Source organism: Tianweitania populi (assembly GCF_014652875.1).
GTDB lineage: Bacteria > Pseudomonadota > Alphaproteobacteria > Rhizobiales > Rhizobiaceae > Tianweitania > Tianweitania populi.
This window is the reverse complement of sequence record NZ_BMZQ01000001.1, coordinates 881,189-901,573: the sequence shown is the minus strand read 5'-3', so window position 1 is coordinate 901,573 and position 20,385 is coordinate 881,189. Positions and strand designations below refer to the sequence as shown.

Genomic DNA, 20,385 nt, shown 5'->3' with positions numbered 1-20,385 from the left:
GGCGGCCTGTTACACCGGCTTGTTCCCGGAATCCAGCTTGGCGAAGGCCCGGAAACACATCATTGCGCCGCCATTCCCCGCGACTGTGATATTTCCGTCGGCCGAATCGGAAAGACTGCCTATGCCCACCAAATCCCTGCTGCTTGCCTGTTCGATGCTGATGACGGTTGCCTTGGGCGCTCCCGCGGCACGCGCAGAGCCGGCACATGCTATTGCCATGCAGGGCAAACCCGCTCTCGCCGCAGACTTCCAGCATATGCCTTATGCCAACCCGGATGCGCCCAAAGGCGGTCGCGTGGTTTACGCCTGGCAAGGCAGCTTCGACAGCTTGAATCCCTTTATCGTTCAGGGGGATGGCGCACGCGGTTTGTTCGATACCGACTTCGGCAACAACGTCTTTGAATCGCTGATGTTGCGCTCACGCGATGAAGCCTTCACGATGTATCCGCTCATTGCCGAGAGCGTCGAGACCGATGACAACAGGACCTTCGTTACCTTCACGCTGAACCCGAACGCCAAGTTCTCCGACGGTCAGCCGGTCACTGTCGATGACGTCATCTTCTCGCTCGAGCTCTTCCGCGACAAGGCGCGCCCGATTTACCAGCGCTGGGTCGGCGTCATTGATCGCATGGAGCGCGTTGGCGAACGCGGTTTGAAGCTCGTCTTCAACGACAAGGCCGACCGCGAATCGCCGCTGCTCCTGGCCGGCATCCCGATCCTTCCCAAGCACGCCGTCGACCGCGAAACCTTTGATCGTACCAGCCTGAAGCCGATGATCGGCTCGGGCCCTTACATCATCGACAATGTGCGCCCTGGGGAACAGGTTACCCTGAAGCGCAACCCGGAATACTGGGCGAAGGACCTGCCGACCAAGCGCGGCTTCGACAATTACGACGAAATCCGCATTACCTATTTCCGCGATCCGAACACGATGTTCGAAGCCTTCAAGAAGGGGTTGGTCGACGTCTTCCTTGAAGACCAGACCGGCCGCTGGGCGACCGGCTATAATTTTCCGGCGGTCAGTGATGGCCGGGTTCGCAAGGAAACCTTCGACAAGCAGACGCCTGCGGACATGCTCGGCTTCGTCCTCAACACGCGCCGGCCTGTGTTCCAGAATCGCGATGTACGCCGCGCGCTTGCCGGGTTGTTTGACTTCGAATGGAGCAACCGAAACCTCTTCAACGATGCCTATCAGCGCACGACGAGCTACTTCGATGGCTCCGAGCTTTCTTCAACCGGCCGTCCCGCCTCTGAGGTCGAAAAAAACCTCCTCGCGCCCTACTCCGATGCCGTGCGCCCTGACATTCTCGCGGGAACATGGACGCCGCCGAAGTCTGACGGAAGCGGTCGTGATCGGGAGTTTTTGCGGCAGGGGTTCGAAGCCCTTAAGGCTGCCGGCTATGCCATGAAGAACGGCCGCATGGTGGATGCCAGCGGCACACCGCTTGCTTTCGAGATCCTGCTCAACGGCAAGTCGAGCGAGCAGATCAGCATGGCCTGGCAGGGCACCCTCGCCCGGCTTGGCATTAGCGTGACGGTCCGCTCCGTCGATGCCGCGCAGTATCTTCAACGCCAGCGGACCTATGACTTCGATGCCATGCTGATGCGCTACACTTCCTCGCTTTCGCCCGGCGTGGAACAGCAGTTCCGCTGGGGTTCGGCCTCCGCCAGAGCGCCCGGCACCTACAACTTCGCCGGCGTCGCCGAGCCTGCAATCGATGGGCTCATCAACAAGATGGTGAATGCGCGAGACCGCGACGAGTTCGTAACGATCGTGCGCGCCTATGACCGTGTTCTGCTGAGCGGCGCCTACATCGTGCCCTTGTATTATCAGCCGCAGCAATGGGTGGCGAGCTGGAGCCATATTCATCGGCCCGAACAAACCTCGGTTTACGGCTACCAGCTGCCGACATGGTGGTCGGAGGGCGCCGCACGATGAGCCTGAGCATTGATGTTGTTTCGGACGTTGTTTGTCCCTGGTGTTTCATCGGGCAAAAGAAGCTCGATCGCGCTTTGGGCATGGTTCCAGACATCGATGTAACCCTGAATTGGCGACCCTATCAGCTCGATCCGACCATCCCCCGTGGAGGCACGGACCGCCAGGCCTATATGCTGGCGAAGTTCGGCGGTCAGACAAAGATAGATCAGATCCACGCCCGGATCGAAGCGACCGGGCAGGAACTTGGCATCGCCTTCGATTTTGCCGCCATCAAGGTCGCTGCCAACACCCTCGATGCGCATCGGCTTATCCGCTGGGCGGGCGCAACCGGTCCTGAACTGCAGGGCCGCGTAGTGCGCAACCTGTTCTCGGCCTATTTCGAGCAAGGTCGCGACATCGGCGATCCCCAAGTCCTGGCCGATCTGGCGAGAAGCAGCGGCATGGACGCGGCTGTTGTTTCAGCCCTGCTTGCAACGCCTTCCGACATCGAAGCCGTGCAGCAGGAGATCGCAACGGCCACCACCATGGGCATCACCGGCGTTCCCTGCTTTCTGCTTGATGGCCGCTACGCCCTCATGGGCGCGCAGGAGCCTGAGATCCTCGCGGATGCAATCCGGCAGGTGGTGGAGCAGAGTTAAACGCTCAAGCGACTGCTTTTGATTCAAGTTGAGCACCAACAGCGTACCCGTTTCGTTTCACGAATGGATAGACTTTTAATTGTTGCAGAACACATGCCGAACAGATACGGTCTGTTCTGGGTTTGTTTTTTGATTCAGAGGGTCTTGGGATGCTGACGCGCAAGCAGATGGAACTGCTTTCCTTCATCAATCAGCGGATGAAGGAAAGTGGCATCCCACCTTCCTTTGACGAAATGAAAGAGGCCCTGGATCTTGCCTCCAAGTCGGGAATCCACCGTTTGATCACGGCTTTGGAAGAGCGCGGGTTTATCCGTCGTCTTCCGAACCGCGCCCGAGCCCTGGAAGTGATCAAGCTGCCGGAGTCGCTGTCGCCGGCACTTGGACCTAAGAAGTTCTCGCCAAGCGTGATCGAGGGTAGCCTCGGCAAGAAGCCGCCGGAGCCTGCCAAACCTCAGCGCAGTGCCTCGAATGACGACGATGCGAACGGTATCTCCGTGCCTGTGATGGGCCGGATCGCGGCTGGTGTGCCGATCTCGGCGATCCAGCACCCCACCCACTCCATCACCGTTCCGCCGGATATGCTGACGGGTGGCGAGCATTATGCACTGGAAGTGCGTGGTGATTCGATGATCGAAGCCGGCATCTTCGACGGCGATACGGTTGTGATCCGCGATGGCAGCACGGCCAACCCTGGCGACATCGTGGTTGCCTTGGTGGACGATGAGGAAGCTACGTTGAAGCGCTTCCGCCGCAAGGGTGCGTCCATCGCCCTTGAGGCCGCAAACCCCGCTTACGAAACGCGTATCTTCCCGCCACACCGCGTCAAGGTTCAGGGTCGTCTGGTTGGCCTGATCCGGAAGTACTAGGCGGCTCTTCAGCCGGCACTCCTGCTGGCGGTTTCGTCTGCTCAGGTGGCTTCGAGGCCGCATCACGCGGTTGGCGCTTGTAGGGCGCCATGCCGCGAGCCTCGCGCGCGAAGCGGCGATGGTGGTGCCATGGTCGGTAAGGTCGAGCCAGTGCATGCTGAACGGTCGGCTTGCCGCTCTCGGGATCAATGGTGATTGTGGCGCTGCCCTTTTGCGCAAGGTCGCGCTTGGTGAGCACCACTTGTTTTGAGCCGCGGCAAGCACGGCTGTTCACGGTTGCATCGTCGATGACGATCACAGCGGCGTCGGTGCAATGGGCTTTCAGGTCTCTGCCTTCGGGAAGAGACATGATGCTCCCGCCGCGGGAATGGTTGATGGTACAAACGTCATCTATGCACAGGAAATGGTCTGAGGGCGCGGCGTCTACGCCCTTGCCAACCTCTGGCTTCACCAAAGTCATTGCGGAAGCCGCGCGTTGCCAATCTTGCGTCGTGAAGGCGTTGGGGCGTGTTCGATTGACCGCAAGCCTCCCCGTTTCGGTCGCCACCGCGATCAGTCGAGCATCCTCGGAAATGTAGAGGTCGGGAACCTGCCGCCCGGCAAAAGTGAGGGTTCCGGCAAAGAGAAAGGGCAGCGCAAGAAGGCGTAGCCTGGTTGTGGTGAAGCAACCAACCACAAGCGCGATCGTAAACAGAGTAAGGGTGGAAGCCGGCACGATGCCGACCGCATCCAGGGGTGAGCGCTCCGCCAGCCAGTGCGCCACACCCAACATGAGGTCTAGGCCGAAACCCATCACCATCAAAGGCAGGGCTTCCAAGCCGAGCGGCATCAAGGCGACAGCCAGCACGGCTGGCGGCATGATCAGGATGCCGATGATCGGCATGGTCGCAAGATTTGCCAAAAGCGTGAGGGGTGACACCCGCTGGAAATGATAAGCGCCGAAAATGCTTGTGGCGCTGCCGGCGAGAATGGACGTCGCGACCGATCCCGCGATGAGAACGACGAGGTAGCGCAGGATGCGAGCCAGCGGCGACCGCGATGTCGGTGGTGTGTGGCGCCTGGATTTCGATCGCCATTGCTTCCAGCCGGCGTAGCCCGCGATCAGCGCAGCCGTTGCCGCAAAGGACATCTGGAAGCTTGGCCCCATTACCTCATGCGGTGTGATCAGGAGAATGATCAGTGCGGCGATGGCGAGATTGCGCATGCTCAGCGCGGCGCGATCAAACAGGATCGCGGTAAGCATGACCGCGACCATCAGAAAACTTCGGTTTGCTGCAACCTGATCGCCGGCGAGCAGGAGGTAGAACCCCGTGCCCGCCAAGGCGACGAAGGCGGCGACCTTCTTCACAGGGTATCGGGCCGAGAAGCCTGGAAACAGAGCGAACAGCGCGCGCATGGAGCCCATGATCGTGGCAGCGGCGAGCGCCATATGCAGGCCGGAAATAGAAAGCACATGCGCCAGGCCGGTAATGCGCAGGTCCTCGTTGACGGCCTCCGGAATGCCGGCGCGCACGCCCGCAATCAGCGCCGCGGCGATCTCGCCGGATGCACCCGGGATGACCGCCCGGATCTTGTCCGCTATGGTCATCCGCAAGCGCTCGACGCTCTGCGCCAGGCTCTGTGACCAAGCTGGTTCAGGACCACTGCCTGCTCGAACGGGGTTGCGCAAGAAGAAGCCGATCGCGCCCAGCCCGTCGAAGTAGCTCTGGAACGCGAAGTCATAGCTCCCCGGTCGCACCGGTCCGGATGGAGGCATCAGCCTCACCACACCACGAACCACCTCGCCCGGCAGCAGCTTGTCCGGGACCTGCCGCGCCGTCGCGCGCACACGATCAGGCGCATAGCGAAGCGTCGGCCGTGCCGTCGAAAGAACGTCCAGCGTCAGCCGCGTTCGTCCGCTTTCCTGCAGTTCCACCAGCACGACGCGACCCGTGACTTCGGTGGCAATCGGCGAGCCCAGGATCGGGGTTGCCTTGCGTTCTGTCTCGATCTTGGCGGAAGCGACACCTACGAGCATCGCCAGCATGGCCAGAGCAACAAGATGCCAGGTGTGATGCCTACGCAGGAGGAACGCGAGCAGCGCTACGCACAATACCGAAGTCACCACAAGGACGCCGGATGGCTCGAAAGGCAGAAGGAAGTAGCAAACGGCGCCACCACCGATCAGCGGCGGCAGGCTCAAGAAGCCAATGCCGCGCGACCATTCCGCCTGCCATGCTTGTTTCCACCCATCCGGCTGTTGAGCGAGCCATCGAAGAAGTCGCCCAACGAGATGCGACCCCGTCTGGCCACGCGCGTGATCTTGCTCCGGCCACGCGTCATCAAACGCGGCCTCACTGCCCTCGCTGACGAAGAAAGCCCGTTCGCTGTGCCCGGACGCAGCCGTACTGATCGTCGCCCCCTTCAATCCCCATATGATGCAAAACTTGCACCTGCCCGCACCTATGCTACACGGGCGCGCGTCCTGTGCCAGCCCGCCTGAGGCTTGGCCAGCGAAATGCGCCGCATTGAGACTTTATGATCGGATCTCCCCATGTCGAAGCCCATCGTCACCCGCTTCGCGCCCTCGCCCACGGGCTATCTGCATATCGGCGGCGCGCGCACGGCCTTGTTCAACTGGCTTTATGCCCAGCACACCGGCGGCACGATGCTGCTGCGCATTGAAGACACCGATCGCGAGCGCTCGACCGATGCGGCAACGGCCGCTATCCTCGATGGCTTGAAGTGGCTCGGCCTTACCTGGGAAGGTGAGCCGATCTCGCAGTTTGCCCGCGCCGAGCGTCACCGCGAGGTCGCCGAGGAGTTGGTTGCCAAGGGTGCTGCTTACCGCTGCTACGCCACGCCGGCCGAACTCGACGAGATGCGCGAAAAGGCCAAGGCCGAAGGTCGCCCGCCGCGCTATGACGGCCGCTGGCGCGACCGCGATCCGTCCGAGGCCCCTGCCGGTGTGAAGCCCGCAATCCGGATCAAGGCGCCGCGTGAGGGTGAAACCGTCGTCATGGACCGTGTGCAGGGCGAAGTGCGCTTCCCCAACAAGGATCTGGACGATTTCATCATCCTGCGTTCGGACGGCAACCCGACCTACATGCACGCCGTCGTGGTGGACGATCACGACATGGGCGTCACCCATATCATCCGCGGCGACGACCATCTGACCAACGCCGCGCGCCAGACGGTGATCTACCAGGCGATGAACTGGGAGGTGCCTGTCATGGCGCATATCCCGCTGATCCATGGTGCGGACGGTGCCAAGCTGTCCAAGCGCCACGGCGCGCTCGGCGTCGAAGCCTATCGTGAAATGGGCTACCTGCCGGAAGCTCTGTGCAACTATCTCGCGCGTCTCGGCTGGAGCCATGGCGACGACGAGATCATGACCATCGAGGACATGGTCCGCTGGTTCGAGATAGAGGACGTCAACAAGGGCGCGGCGCGCTTCGACTTTGCCAAGCTGGAAGCCGTAAACGGCGTCCATATGCGGCGCATGGATGATGCCGCCCTCACTGCGGCCCTCATCGACACGCTGCCTTATCTGCCGAACGGTGAAGCCACTCTGACTAAGCTGGATGATGGCAAGCGCGAACAGCTCAGCGCCGCCATGCCGGGCTTGAAGGAACGTGCAAAGACGCTGTTGGAGCTCGCGGATAGCGCCGGCTACCTTTTTGCCACCCGTCCGCTTCCACTCGATGAAAAGGCGGCGCAAATCCTTGATGCCGACGCACGCAAGGTGCTGAGCGACGCGCACGATGCTTTGTTGTCCGTTGAAGACTGGTCGGCGGCATCCGCGGAAGCTGCCGTGCGCGAGGTTGCTGAAAAAGCAGGCTTGAAACTCGGCAAGGTCGCGCAGCCACTCCGCGCCGCTTTGACCGGCCGCAGCACGTCGCCTGGGGTGTTCGATGTCCTGGCTGTGCTCGGAAAGCAGGAGTCGCTAGGCCGTCTTTCTGACCAAATCGGTTAGGGTTGGAACAACTCAGTTGCAGTGCACTTATGGCAGTGCAACATTAGATGCCGGAATCCTTGGCACGCCCTGCTGAATACGATAGCACTGCCCTGCCTGCGGGTTTTCGCCACACTTCGGCAATTTTTCCGCCATGGCGTCTTCCAGTAATGAGAAGGACTTTGCGATGACCGACGCGAACGCTGATTTTAGCCTCAACGGTAAATCTATTAATTTGAAGGTCCGAAAGGGCTCGGTCGGGCCGGACGTGGTCGATATCGGCTCCTTGTACAAGGAAACCGGGGCTTTCACCTACGATCCCGGTTTTACTTCAACCGCATCATGCGAGTCGGAAATCACCTATATTGATGGTGATGAGGGCGTGCTCCTGCATCGCGGCTACCCTATCGAACAACTGGCTGAACAGGGCGACTTCCTGGAAGTCTGCTATCTGCTTCTTTACGGCGAACTGCCGACGCGCACGCAGAAGGAAGATTTCGACCTCCGCGTCACGCGCCACACGATGGTGCATGAACAGCTCGGCTGGTTCTTCCGCGGCTTCCGTCGCGATGCGCATCCGATGGCCGTCATGTGCGGCGTGGTTGGCGCGCTGTCCGCCTTCTACCACGACTCGACCGACATCTCGGATCCGCAGCAGCGCATGATCGCCTCGATCCGCCTGATCGCCAAGATGCCGACGATCGCGGCGATGGCCTACAAGTACCATGTCGGCCAGCCCTTCGTTTATCCGAAGAACGAGCTGAACTTCGCGGCGAACTTCCTCCACATGTGCTTTGCGGTCCCATGCGAGGACTACAAGGTGAACCCGATCCTGGCGCGCGCCATGGAGCGGATCTTCATCCTGCATGCCGATCACGAGCAGAACGCCTCGACTTCGACCGTGCGTCTTGCCGGTTCCTCGGGTGCCAACCCCTTCGCTTGTATCGCTGCCGGCATTGCCTGCCTGTGGGGTCCGGCACATGGCGGCGCCAACGAAGCGGCGCTTAACATGCTGGGCGAAATCGGTTCGGTCGACCGCATTCCGGAGTTCATTGCCCGCGCCAAGGACAAGAACGATCCGTTCCGCCTAATGGGCTTCGGTCACCGCGTCTACAAGAACTACGATCCGCGCGCCAAGATCATGCAGAAGACCACGCATGAGGTTCTCGGCGAGCTCGGCATCAAGGACGATCCGCTGTTGGACGTCGCGATGGAGCTCGAAAAGATCGCGCTGACCGATCCGTACTTCATCGAAAAGAAGCTCTACCCGAACATCGACTTCTATTCGGGCATTACGCTGAAGGCGCTCGGCTTCCCGACGACCATGTTCACGGTGCTGTTTGCGGTTGCCCGCACGGTCGGCTGGATCGCCCAGTGGAAGGAAATGATCGAGGATCCGAGCCAGAAGATCGGCCGTCCGCGCCAGCTTTACACCGGCCACACGCAGCGCGATTACACACCGATCGCCAAACGCTGATCGGCTACGAACACAAAGAAGCCCGGCCTCAACGCCGGGCTTCTTTCGTTATGTGCGTCAGATAATCGACCTGGCTCCGCGAGTGTCGGACGCTCAGGCGTCATCTTTCTGACGGATCAAATGATTCGACAGGCGCGCAGAAGCTTTAACAGCCGCAGCACCGCAGGCAACCGATTGAAGGCGACGTAAACCAGACGCTGCTGCCCACCATAGATGTCCTTGTGCTGCGACAGGGAGCGGACAGGGTACAAGAAGCGATTGGTGAAATCGTTCGTATAAAAGAAGCGAAAGCCGCGCCGCGTCACCCAGTTCTTGTTGAACTCCTTGTCCTCAATCAGGTGAAAGGGCGACAGGCCGAGATGCAGGTCGCGAACGCCTTCAGCCTGAAAAGTCTCTATCGCGGTACGCATCAGCAGATACCCGGCCAGCGGATCGGTATTGGGCAGCCATCGCCGTGTTGCGGAGAGATAACCGACGACCTGCCCCTGCTCGTAAACCGGATCGAAGAAGGCAAAGCCCTCCGGCTCCCCTTGCGCGTTGAACAGCACGAACTTGCGTGCGCCGGGTTCATCGTCGAGCACGACCGGTCGCACGAGGAAGCGCAGTTCTCTGCTCTTCGTGGCCTTAGACCGCCGCCAAGCGTCGGATACCGCCTGCAGCTTTTTTGCCATATCTCCCGCGAGCGGAACCTCGCGCACGGTGTGACCGCTGGCTGCAAAACGGTTTGCGGCCGTTCGAAAGCTACGGCGCGACGGCCCCTTGAACGAGAAGCTGCGGAGGTCGACGACAGTTTCCGACCCGAATGCATTCACGAAGAAGCCGCGCGCGTTGAGCAACGCGGCCGTGGCATGCGAGATCTGCCAGAAGCTGACATCCCGGTACTTGGCCATGAAAGCATCGATCAAGGCGCCGTGGTGCTCCGTCGGCGCAACGGGATCGGCGAGCACGAAAGCGGTGCCCCCAACCATCTTGTAGCTGAGAAAGCCATTCTGATCGCCGAAATACAGCAGATCAGGCTGGAACGCAGCGGAGTAGGCAACGGGGAAGCGTCCGTGCTGTTCGAGCAGCGCGCGGCGCTTGGATTCGGGATGTGCATTCATCCCGGCGACAGATAGGAAAACCCTGTGCTCGAACAGAGGCAAAACGCAGAAAAAAGCTGCGTCGGCCTTTTAAACGAGTTCGACTTCGAGCACCCCCGGCACTGCCTTGATGGCTGATGCCATGCGGGGCTCGATCCGGTATCGGTCCTGCAACTGGACCTCGATCTCGCCCTGCCCGCCATCCTTGACCACGACGAAGCTGACTTGGCCCTCGCCGCGCGTGTTGAGCTGGTTCGACACGATCTGGATGGGAGCGGCATCGCGCACGAAAACGCGCAGTGCCTTCTGCACGCGGCTGGCTTCCTCATCGAGCGACTGCACCGTCTGGATGCGCAGGTTGACACCCTCCGGCCTGTCTTCGGCTGCTACGGTAATGACCAGCGAAGTGCCAGGCTCCAGGAAATCGCGATACTGCGCCAGCGCCTCGGAAAACAGCACGGTCTCATATTGCCCGGACGAGTCGGACAGCATGATGATGCCCATCTTGTTGCCGGTGCGGGTGCGCCGCTCCTGCTTGGAGGTCACGGTGCCGGCTAACCGACCGGCCGTCGCACCCTTCTTAACCGCTGCCTGGAAGTCGCTCCAGTTCTGGACGCGCATCTTTGCGAGAACACTACGATATTCATCGAGGGGATGGGCCGAAAGGTAGAAGCCGATGGCCTGGAACTCGCGCTGCAAGCGGTCGGCTGGCAGCCACGCATCTGCAGGCGGCAGATAAAGCTTTTCGGGCTGTGCTGCTGCCCCGCCGAAGATGTCGCCCTGCCCGCTGGCAGCATTTTCCGCGGCGCGCTGCGCCATGCCCATCATGCGCTCGATGCCGGCCATCAGTGCCGAACGGTCATAGCCGAAGCAATCAAACGCGCCCGCCTGGATCAGGCTTTCGAACACACGCTTGCCGACGATCTTGCAGTCGATGCGGGTGCAGAAATCCTCAAGCGAGCTGAATTGGCCTTCCTTGCGCTTCTCGACAATGTGGTCGACCGCATGTTCGCCAACGCCTTTAATGGCGGCAAGCGAGTAGAAGATCTTGTTCTCGCCGACTTCGAAGATGCGGTGCGAGGTCTTTACCGATGGCGGCACGACTTCGATGCCGAGACGCATCGCATCCTGCCGGAAGTCTGACAGCTTTTCCGTGTTGTTCATGTCGAGCGTCATGGACGCTGCCAGGAACTCCACCGGGTAATGCGCCTTAAGATAGGCGGTCTGGTAGGAAACGATCGCATAGGCAGCGGCGTGTGACTTGTTGAAGCCATAGTCGGCGAACTTGGCGAGCAGGTCGAAGATGAAGTCGGCTTGCGGTTTTGTCAGCCCGTTTTTCACCGCGCCTTCCACGAAGCGCACGCGCTGCACTTCCATCTCGGCGCGGATCTTCTTGCCCATCGCGCGGCGCAGCAGATCGGCTTCGCCCAGCGTATAGCCGGACAGAACCTGCGCGATCTGCATGACCTGCTCCTGGTAAACGATGACGCCTTGCGTCTCCTTCACCAGGTGGTCGATCATGGGATGGATGGAGGCGATCTCCTCCTCGCCATGCTTGCGCGCATTGTAGGTCGGAATGTTTTCCATCGGACCCGGGCGATAAAGCGCCACCAGCGCGATAATGTCCTCGATCCGGTCGGGCTTCATGCCGATCAGCGCCTTGCGCATGCCGGCCGATTCCACCTGGAACACGCCGACGACCTCGCCGCGCGACAGCATCTCGTAGGTCTTCTGATCGTCCAGCGGCAGGCGTGGCAGATCGATGTCGACGCCGCGCCGCTTGATCAGCTGCACCGCGTTTTCGAGCGTGGTCAGCGTCTTCAGGCCGAGGAAGTCGAACTTCACCAGGCCGGCCTGTTCGACATACTTCATGTTGAACTGCGTGACCGGCATGTCCGAGCGCGGATCGCGATACATCGGCACGAGTTCCGACAGCGGCCGGTCGCCGATCACGATACCGGCGGCGTGCGTCGACGCGTGGCGGAACAGGCCCTCGAGCTTCTGCGCGATGTCGAGCAGTGTTTGCACGATGGGCTCGCGCTCGATCTCTTCCTGGAAGCGCGGCTCGCCTTCGATGGCCTTGGCCAGCGTCACCGGATTGGCGGGGTTCGCCGGCACCATCTTGCAGAGGCGGTCGACCTGGCCATAGGGCATCTGCAGCACGCGGCCGACGTCGCGCAGCACGGCGCGGGCCTGCAGTGTTCCAAAGGTGATAATCTGGCCGACCTGATCGCGGCCATACTTGCCCTGAACGTAGCGGATGACCTCTTCACGCCGGTCCTGGCAGAAGTCGATGTCGAAGTCGGGCATCGAAACGCGGTCGGGATTGAGGAAGCGCTCGAAAAGCAGCGAGAAACGCAGCGGATCGACGTCCGTAATGGTCAGCGCATAAGCGACCAGCGAGCCTGCGCCCGAACCGCGGCCCGGTCCGACCGGAATGTCGTGCGCCTTCGCCCACTTGATGAAGTCCGACACGATCAGGAAGTAGCCGGGGAACTTCATGCGCTCGATGATGCCGAGCTCGAATTCCAGCCGTTCGGAATATTGCTCGGGCGTGTAGCCCGGCGTGATGCCGAAATGCTCGAGGCGGTAAGCCAAGCCTTCGCGTGCTTGACGCTTCAGCTCGTCGGCCTCGGCTTTCACAGCCTCCTCGGCATCCGCCACGTCGCCGCCCGTGAAGCGCGGCAGGATCGGCTTGCGGTTCTTCGGGTAATAGGAGCACCGCATCGCGATCTCGACCGTCGAGTCAATCGCTTCCGGCAAGTCCGCAAACAACCGGCACATATCCGCCTGGCTCTTGAGGTAATGGTCCGGCGTCAGGCGGCGACGATTGTCTTCCGCCACGACCGAGCCTTCCGCGATCGCGACCAGCGCGTCATGCGCATCATAATCATCGCGCTTGGGGAAATAAGCCTCGTTGGTCGCTACCAGCGGCAGGTCGTGCGTGTAAGCGAGATCGATCAGCCCTGCCTCAACCTGGCGGCTATAGCCTTGCTGGCGCTGCAGCTCGACATAAAGCCGATCGCCGAAGATCGTCTTCAGCTTCTCCATGCGCGCTTCGGCTAAAGGACGCTTGTCGGCCGCTAGCATGGAGCCGATTGCCCCGGCGGGTCCGCCGGTCAGGCAGATCACGCCGTAGGCCAGTTCCTCCATCCAGTCCATCAGGATATGCGGTGCGACCACATCCGGATGATTGAGGTAAGAGCGGCTGACCAGCCGCACGAGATTGGCATAGCCGCCTTCGGTCGCAGCGATCAGGATCAACTGATAATAGGTCGGGCCGTTCTTGCGCGCAGAGCGCGAGGTGTCCGGCTCCTCGTCATCGAAGCAGACATCGAGCTGGCAGCCGACGATCGGCTGCACGCCTTCCTTGGTGGCCTTCTGGGCAAATTCCAGCGCGCCGAACAGGTTGTTGGTGTCGGTGATGGCGATGGCAGGCGCAGCATCCTTGACAGCATGCCCGACGATCTTGCCGACCGGCAAAGCGCCTTCCAGCAGCGAATAGGCGGAATGCACGCGCAGATGTACGAAGGGACGCGCAGGCGTCTCCGGCAATGCGGCCTTGACCGCCGCTTCGCGCTTCAGCGGATCGCGTGGAAGTTTGTCGCTCATAAGGATTCCGGCTGCCGGCAGGACTCAGATGTCGTGCCGGCATTGTCCGGGATCAAGGCCGCAGGGTCGAGTCAAAAGCGCTGCGAAACCACAGCCGCTGCGTCAGGCGAACTCCATGATCACGGCATCCACAGCCAGACTGTCGCCGGCCTTGGCGTTGATTTTGGAGATCGTCAGATCGCGCTCGGCACGCAGCACGTTTTCCATTTTCATCGCCTCGACCACCGCCAGCGTTTCGCCGGCCTTGACCTCCTGCCCTTCCTCGACTGAGACCGACACGACGAGGCCCGGCATCGGACATAGCAGCATCTTCGACGTGTCCGGCGGCAGCTTCACCGGCATCAGCTTTTCGAGTGCGGCAATGTTGGGCAGCATCACCCTGGCGACGACGGCCTTGCCGTTCCAGGCGATGCGGGTGCCGTTCAGCACCGGTCGGATCTGCGCCGAGACCGCCTTCCCCCCGACTTCGCCCTTCCAGACAGCATCGCCCGGCCGCCAGTCGGACGTGACGGTCACCGGTTTGCCGCCGGCAATCGCGAGATCGACTTCGATCGGGCTGGAGATCATGCCTTCAACGATCGAGACATGGAGATAATCATCGCCGATGCGCACGACCCAATCCGGCTTCATCGCACCGGAATGGGGTGCCAGGCGGCCGACATGGCGGTCGAGGCGATCGCGGCGGAGGAGTTCAACCGCAAGCGCCACGGCTGCGATCACGCGCTGCTCGTTCGCCTCGGGCAGGCTCGGCGCAAAGCCGTCCGGATATTCCTCCGCGATGAAGCCGGTCGACAGGCGTCCTTCCCGCCAGCGCGGATGCTGCATGAGGGCGGCGAGGAACGGGATGTTGTGCTCGATGCCATCCACCACGAACTCATCCAAAGCCACAGACATCGCGTCAATTGCTTCAATGCGCGTGGGTGCCCAGGTGCAGAGCTTGGCGATCATCGGATCGTAGAACATCGAGATCTCCGAACCCTCCGTCACGCCCGTATCGTTGCGGACGATGACGTCGCCGCTCTCACCCTCTTCCGGCGGCCGGTAGCGGGTCAGACGGCCGATCGAGGGCAGGAAGTTGCGGTAGGGATCTTCGGCATAGAGTCGGCTTTCCACCGCCCAGCCGTTGAGCGTCACATCGTCCTGCTTGATCGTCAGCGGCTCGCCGGCCGCGACGCGGATCATCTGCTCCACCAAGTCCACACCGGTCACCAGTTCGGTGACGGGATGTTCGACCTGCAAACGCGTATTCATTTCAAGGAAGTAGAAGTTCTTGTTCTTGTCGACGATGAACTCGACCGTACCGGCGCTTTGGTAATCCACCGCCTTAGCCAGCGCGACGGACTGCTCACCCATCGCGCGGCGGGTTTCCTCATCCAGGAAGGGCGACGGCGCTTCTTCCACGACCTTCTGGTTCCGGCGCTGGATCGAACATTCGCGCTCGCCAAGATAGATGACGTTGCCGTGAGCATCGCCGAGAACCTGGATCTCGATGTGGCGCGGATCGACCACGAACTTCTCGATGAAGATGCGGTCATCACCGAACGAGCTTTTCGCTTCGTTGCGGGAGGACTGAAAGCCTTCCCGCGTTTCGCCCTCGTTCCAGGCGATACGCATGCCCTTGCCGCCGCCGCCGGCCGAGGCCTTGATCATCACGGGATAGCCGATCTCGCCGGCGATCTCGACCGCATGATCGGCATCGCGGATTTCACCGAGATAGCCGGGTACTGTGCTGACCTTTGCGGCATTGGCGAATTTCTTGGACTCGATCTTGTCGCCCATGGCCTTGATGGCCTTCGGCTTGGGACCGATGAAGATGATCCCCTCGGCCTCAAGCGCTTCGCAGAACGATGCGCGTTCGGACAGGAAGCCGTAACCGGGATGGACCGCCTGCGCGCCTGTCTGCTTGCAGGCTTCGATGATCTTTTCGGGCAGGAGATAGCTCTGCGCTGCGGGCGCCGGTCCGATATGCACCGCTTCGTCCGCCATCTCGACATGCATGGCGTCGCGGTCGGCATCCGAATACACCGCGACCGTCTTGATGCCCATCTTGCGTGCAGTCTTGATGACGCGGCAGGCGATCTCGCCGCGATTGGCGATCAGAATCTTATCGAACACTTGCTAGATCCTCCTCAGCCTGTTCCTTTTATGGTGTCCATCACGCTCGTCAAGCAAGCCTAACGAATGTTTGGTCACCATCACTGCGTAGACCTCTACGCGAGAACAAAGCCAAGAGCGTTCATCGGGCTTGATCCTGATCAGGAAACCTGAGACCTCTGCCGTCAAGAACCGTTCGGAGATACGCTCATGAAGACCCGCGCCGCCGTTGCCATTGCCGCTGGAAAGCCGCTGGAGATCATGGAAGTCGATCTCGAAGGTCCTCGCGAAGGCGAAGTCCTCGTTGAGATCAAGGCGACCGGCATCTGTCACACGGATGAGTTTACGCTTTCCGGCGCTGATCCCGAAGGCCTGTTTCCTGCCATTTTAGGCCATGAGGGCGCTGGTATCGTGGTGGATGTCGGGCCTGGCGTGACCTCGCTGAAGAAGGGCGACCATGTCATTCCGCTATACACGCCGGAATGCCGCCAGTGCCCATCCTGTCTGTCGCGCAAGACCAATCTCTGCACCGCGATCCGCTCGACCCAGGGCCAGGGCGTTATGCCGGACGGCACCTCGCGCTTCTCGATCGGCAAGGACAAGATCTTCCATTACATGGGCTGCTCGACCTTCGCGAACCACACGGTTCTGCCGGAGATCGCGCTGGCCAAGGTCAATCCCGACGCGCCCTTCGACAAGATCTGCTACATCGGCTGTGGGGTGACCACCGGCATCGGTGCGGTGATCAACACGGCCAAGGTCGAGGTCGGCGCGACCGCGATCGTCTTCGGTCTTGGCGGAATCGGCCTCAACGTCATTCAGGGCCTGCGGCTAGCCGGTGCCGACATGATCATCGGCGTCGACCTCAACAACGACAAGAAGGAATGGGGCGAGCGCTTCGGCATGACTCATTTCGTCAATCCGAAGGAAGTCGACGGCGACATCGTGCCTTACCTCGTCAACATGACCAAGCGCGGCGCCGATCAGATCGGCGGTGCGGATTATACGTTCGACTGCACAGGCAACGTCAAGGTCATGCGCCAAGCCCTTGAAAGCGCGCATCGCGGCTGGGGCGAGTCGATCGTCATCGGCGTTGCGGGCGCGGGCCAGGAAATCTCGACGCGTCCCTTCCAGCTGGTTACCGGCCGCACTTGGAAGGGCACGGCCTTCGGCGGCGCGCGCGGTCGCACGGACGTGCCGAAGATCGTGGACTGGTACATGGAGGGCAAGATCGAAATCGACCCGATGATCACGCACACGCTGTCGCTGAACGAGATCAACAAGGGCTTCGATCTCATGCATGCCGGCGAAAGCATCCGCTCGGTCGTGGTCTACTGATCATGGCCGAAGTCGTCGCGGTCTGTTCCTCGTCGGAGCACAGCTTCAGCAAGCCGGTCCGCGACGTCATTACCCTTGAAGCGGGATTGGGCGTGGCAGGTGATGCGCATGAGGGCGTCACCGTCAAACATCGCTCACGCGTAGCCAACGATCCCACTCAGCCGAACCTGCGGCAGGTCCATTTGATCCATGCCGAGCTGTTCGACCTGCTTCGTTCGAAGGGCTACATAGTCACCCCCGGAGAGTTGGGCTAGAACGTCACGACAATCGGCGTCGATTTGCTGATTCTGCCGACCGATACGCGGCTGGTCTTCGAAGGCGGTGCGGAAATCGCGATTACCGGCTTGCGCAATCCGTGCGCGCAGATCGAGCAGCTTGGGCGTGGCCTCACTGCCGCGGTTCTCGAGCGGCACGAGGATGGCAGTCTTGCACGATTGGCCGGCGTCATGGCTGTCGTCCTTTCCGGCGGAGAGATCCGATCTGGCGACCGGATCACCGTCAAGCTTCCGGCCGAACCGCATCAACCTCTCGAATGTGTGTGATCCTTCTCGCCACACCTCACTTGATGTTGCAGCTACAGCCGCCACATTGCGGCGCATGAACAAGCTCATCCTGACCACTGCCACCGCTTTGTCCCTGTTCCTCGTCGGCTGTTCCGACGATCAGGCCGCCGAAGCCATCCCACCTGCAAGCGAAGCGCCGGCAGAGCCAAGCAAGACGCAGCAGGCGCTCGACCGATTGAAGGAAGCCGCCGACCTTGCCGGCGATGCGGCACGCGAAGAAGCCGTGAAGCTGCGCAAACAGGCACAGGATGCGCTGGAAAATAGCGGTCCTCTCCTGGATCAGGCACGTGACATGGCCAACCAGTTGCGCGGTCGCCTCGACACCTATGCTGATCAGGCAGCCAAGGACCTCGGCGCGGCCGGGCAGGATCTGGAACGTCGTATCCGCGAAGCGACCGGCACGCCGGTTCCGCCCACCAGTCAGCCCGAGGCGGTGCTTTCGCCACGTGACAAACTGAATGCGGACACGCGCGCAGCTGCTACGCCGCGTCCCGGTGGGGCTGCCCCGGACTATGTCGGCGTATGGGCACAGTCGCCTGCTGCCTGCGCCAAGATCGATCAACCGGACGCCACCAACTTCGCGGTGATCACGCCAACCACGATCCGACGAGAGGCCAGCGTGTGCAACATGGCCGATCCAAGCCTGGTCGATGGAAGGGCAACGGTTCAGGCCTCCTGCTTTGCCGACGGCAAGGAGATCGAGGAGGAGATCCGTCTTGCGCTGCCGTCCCCGGAAACGCTTCGAATTGCGACGGCGGCTTCCTCGGACAGCGCAGCCTTGACGCGCTGCCACCTTCCGGATTGATCACTGGGCATGAACGAGACCGCACCCACCCAGATCTTCGTCGATGCCGACGCCTGCCCCGTCAAGGATGAGGTTGTGCGCGTGGCGGAGCGCCATGGGCTGGTCGTCACCTTTGTCTCCAATGGCGGCTTGCGACCCTCTCGTGACCCCATGATCCGTCATGTCGTCGTACCGAAGAGTGCCGATGCAGCCGACGACTGGATCGTAGACAACAGCCATGCAGGCGACATCGTCATCACGGCCGACGTACCCTTGGCAGCGCGCTGCGTCGAGCGCGGCGTGCATGTGCTTGGTCCAACCGGTCGCCCATTCACGCCGGAATCGATCGGCATGGCGGTGGCGATGCGGGATCTGAAGCAGCATTTGCGCGAGACCGGCGAAATCCGCGGCTTCAATCCAGGCTTTTCGGCCAAAGATCGCTCGGCCTTCCTCAGCGCGCTAGATCTGACCGTACGGCGCGCAGCAAAACGCTAGCAGTCTTGCTGCGATAAGGTGTCAATGCTAGCATCATGATAGCAGAGGAGACTATCATGCCGAGCATGTTGGTCAGGAACATCCCAGAGGACGTGCTGGAGGCCTTCCAGCGGCGCGCCAAAGCGGCAGGCAAGTCCAGCGAGCAGTTTGCACGAGAGGCGATCCTGGAGCGGGCGGCCATGACGGTCGAGGAAGCTTGGGCTAAGATCGATGCTCAACGCGCGAGCATGCCGCCCCTCACCGGCGGTGAGTGGGAAGCGATCTGGACGCAGGCACAACGCGAACGGGACGAAGACGCCGTCAGCACCAACGATCGCCAATGATCATTGATGCAAGCGTAGCCATCCCGTGGCTGATCGAGACGCCATTCTCTTCGGCAGCATGCGCCTTCAAGCCGCTTATGCCGACGGCTCCCGGTCTGCTGATGCTGGAAACCGCAAACGTGCTTCTGAAGTACCAGCGGCAAAGTCACCCAACGCTCGACATCGTCGAGACGATGAAGCTGCTGCGGATCATCATTCCGAACTTGGTTGACGACCAGCTGCTGCTGCCTTCTGCCATAAAGATAGCTGAACCAGCCGGTCATAAGCTATACGATTGCCTGTACCTTGCCCTCGCCTTGCAGACCGCTCAGCCGCTTGCGACGGCGGACAAGCGCCTCGCGGTAATTGCTGAAACTCTGTCGATCAAAGTTCACCTCATAGAAGCGAACGCATGAAAACCATCTCCACCGCAAAGTCGCACGGCGGCATCCAGGGCGTTTACGCGCATCACTCCACGGCTTGTGCCTGCGAGATGACGTTTGCCGTGTTTCTCCCGCCGAGGTCCGGCGCGAAGCCGCTACCGGTGTTGTGGTATCTGTCCGGCCTCACCTGCACGCATCAGAACGTCATGGACAAAGGCGAGTATCGCCGGCTGGCAGCCGAGCTGGGGATGATTATCGTCTGCCCGGATACGAGCCCGCGCGGCCAGACGGTTCCGGATGAGCCTGACAATTGGCAGTTTGGCTGCGGTGCCGGCTTTTACCTCGATGCCACGCAGGCTCCATTCAGCGCCAATTATCGCATGTATACCTATCTCACCGAAGAGCTTCCGGCCCTGATCGCGTCCGAGTTCCCGGTGGACATGGATCGGCAAGGTATCTTCGGCCACTCCATGGGCGGCCATGGTGCCCTCACCCTCGCTCTGAAGAACGCCGGTCGCTTCCGCAGCTGCTCGGCTTTCGCGCCCATCGTGCATCCGAGTACGGCCCACTGGTCCACCGACGCTTTCACCAAGTATCTGGGCGAAGATCAGGCCGCCTGGCGCATCTATGATGCAGTGTCACTGATCGAGGACGGCAAGCGCTTTCCGGAGTTCCTGGTGGATCAGGGAAGCGCCGACAGCTTCCTCGACAATGGCTTGCAGCCTTGGCTACTGGAAACCGCCTGCAAGGATGCCGGCATACCGCTCACGCTTAACATGCGGGAGGGCTATGATCACTCCTACCACTTCATCTCGACATTCATGGACGATCATCTCAACTGGCATGCGCAGCGGCTTGCTGTTTGAGGAGGTGGTCTGATC

Annotated in this window: 17 protein-coding genes; 13 read left to right on the top strand and 4 right to left on the bottom strand. The window is 61.2% G+C overall.

From position 1 onward, the window contains the following. Positions 1 to 121: 121 nt before the first annotated feature. The 3 genes from IE166_RS04510 to lexA all read left to right on the top strand — a co-directional run bounded on the left by IE166_RS04510 (position 122) and on the right by lexA (position 3,443). Complete coding sequence (locus IE166_RS04510; protein WP_244641326.1) at positions 122 to 1,939, top strand: extracellular solute-binding protein; 1,818 nt, start codon at positions 122 to 124, stop codon at positions 1,937 to 1,939. Further along, on the top strand, positions 1,936 to 2,577 hold the full coding sequence (locus IE166_RS04505; RefSeq protein WP_189501983.1) for a DsbA family oxidoreductase: 642 nt from the start codon (positions 1,936 to 1,938) through the stop codon (positions 2,575 to 2,577). The genes IE166_RS04510 and IE166_RS04505 overlap by 4 nt, the downstream gene beginning before the upstream one ends. A 149-nt stretch (positions 2,578 to 2,726) precedes the next feature. Beyond that, entirely contained in the window at positions 2,727 to 3,443 is a 717-nt protein-coding gene (lexA, locus tag IE166_RS04500) for a transcriptional repressor LexA (protein WP_189501982.1), read from the top strand. On the opposite strand, the gene IE166_RS04495 is transcribed toward lexA, so the two are convergent. Beyond that, entirely contained in the window at positions 3,400 to 5,625 is a 2,226-nt protein-coding gene (locus tag IE166_RS04495) for a ComEC/Rec2 family competence protein (protein WP_189501981.1), read from the bottom strand. The two genes, lexA and IE166_RS04495, sit on opposite strands and share 44 nt — an antisense overlap. A 351-nt stretch (positions 5,626 to 5,976) precedes the next feature. Here IE166_RS04495 and gltX point away from each other — a divergent pair, with 351 nt between their 5' ends. Further along, positions 5,977 to 7,398: a glutamate--tRNA ligase gene (gene gltX / locus IE166_RS04490; protein WP_189501980.1), complete on the top strand. Its 1,422-nt coding sequence runs from the start codon at positions 5,977 to 5,979 to the stop codon at positions 7,396 to 7,398. A gap of 166 nt (positions 7,399 to 7,564) precedes the next feature. Next, positions 7,565 to 8,854, top strand: coding sequence for a citrate synthase (gene gltA / locus IE166_RS04485; protein WP_244641325.1), 1,290 nt, complete (start codon positions 7,565 to 7,567; stop codon positions 8,852 to 8,854). Positions 8,855 to 8,970: 116 nt separating this feature from the next. Here gltA and IE166_RS04480 read toward each other — a convergent pair whose 3' ends face one another. The 3 genes from IE166_RS04480 to IE166_RS04470 all read right to left on the bottom strand — a co-directional run bounded on the left by IE166_RS04480 (position 8,971) and on the right by IE166_RS04470 (position 15,660). After that, the gene (locus tag IE166_RS04480; protein ID WP_189501977.1) at positions 8,971 to 9,954 is read right to left on the bottom strand and encodes a DUF2156 domain-containing protein; all 984 of its coding nucleotides are present in this window, start codon (positions 9,952 to 9,954) and stop codon (positions 8,971 to 8,973) included. Between the two features lie 69 nt (positions 9,955 to 10,023). Continuing rightward, positions 10,024 to 13,545, bottom strand: a complete 3,522-nt coding sequence (gene dnaE, locus IE166_RS04475) for a DNA polymerase III subunit alpha (protein ID WP_189501975.1) — start codon at positions 13,543 to 13,545, stop codon at positions 10,024 to 10,026. A gap of 102 nt (positions 13,546 to 13,647) precedes the next feature. After that, the gene (locus IE166_RS04470; protein ID WP_189501973.1) at positions 13,648 to 15,660 is read right to left on the bottom strand and encodes an acetyl-CoA carboxylase biotin carboxylase subunit; all 2,013 of its coding nucleotides are present in this window, start codon (positions 15,658 to 15,660) and stop codon (positions 13,648 to 13,650) included. Positions 15,661 to 15,849: 189 nt separating this feature from the next. On the opposite strand from IE166_RS04470, the gene IE166_RS04465 reads away from it, so the two are divergent. Genes IE166_RS04465 through fghA form a run of 8 tightly spaced genes read left to right on the top strand, consistent with a single transcriptional unit; the run spans position 15,850 to position 20,370 of the window. Continuing rightward, positions 15,850 to 16,977 carry an S-(hydroxymethyl)glutathione dehydrogenase/class III alcohol dehydrogenase gene (locus IE166_RS04465; protein ID WP_189501972.1) on the top strand — a complete coding sequence of 376 codons (1,128 nt, stop codon included), beginning with the start codon at positions 15,850 to 15,852 and terminating at the stop codon, positions 16,975 to 16,977. Between the two features lie 2 nt (positions 16,978 to 16,979). Next, positions 16,980 to 17,231, top strand: coding sequence for a hypothetical protein (locus IE166_RS20930; protein WP_385964476.1), 252 nt, complete (start codon positions 16,980 to 16,982; stop codon positions 17,229 to 17,231). Positions 17,232 to 17,255: 24 nt separating this feature from the next. After that, positions 17,256 to 17,519, top strand: a complete 264-nt coding sequence (locus IE166_RS20925; RefSeq protein ID WP_385964473.1) for a hypothetical protein — start codon at positions 17,256 to 17,258, stop codon at positions 17,517 to 17,519. Between the two features lie 55 nt (positions 17,520 to 17,574). Continuing rightward, complete coding sequence (locus IE166_RS04455; RefSeq protein ID WP_189501970.1) at positions 17,575 to 18,345, top strand: hypothetical protein; 771 nt, start codon at positions 17,575 to 17,577, stop codon at positions 18,343 to 18,345. 9 nt (positions 18,346 to 18,354) lie between these two features. Further along, the gene (locus IE166_RS04450) at positions 18,355 to 18,819 is read left to right on the top strand and encodes a YaiI/YqxD family protein (RefSeq protein WP_189501969.1); all 465 of its coding nucleotides are present in this window, start codon (positions 18,355 to 18,357) and stop codon (positions 18,817 to 18,819) included. A gap of 56 nt (positions 18,820 to 18,875) precedes the next feature. Next, a complete protein-coding gene (locus IE166_RS04445; RefSeq protein ID WP_189501967.1) occupies positions 18,876 to 19,142 on the top strand; it encodes a FitA-like ribbon-helix-helix domain-containing protein in 267 nt (88 codons plus the stop codon). Further along, positions 19,139 to 19,537, top strand: coding sequence for a type II toxin-antitoxin system VapC family toxin (locus tag IE166_RS04440; protein WP_189501965.1), 399 nt, complete (start codon positions 19,139 to 19,141; stop codon positions 19,535 to 19,537). The genes IE166_RS04445 and IE166_RS04440 overlap by 4 nt, the downstream gene beginning before the upstream one ends. Then, positions 19,534 to 20,370, top strand: a complete 837-nt coding sequence (gene fghA / locus IE166_RS04435; RefSeq protein ID WP_189501963.1) for an S-formylglutathione hydrolase — start codon at positions 19,534 to 19,536, stop codon at positions 20,368 to 20,370. The genes IE166_RS04440 and fghA overlap by 4 nt, the downstream gene beginning before the upstream one ends. Positions 20,371 to 20,385 lie beyond the last annotated feature (15 nt).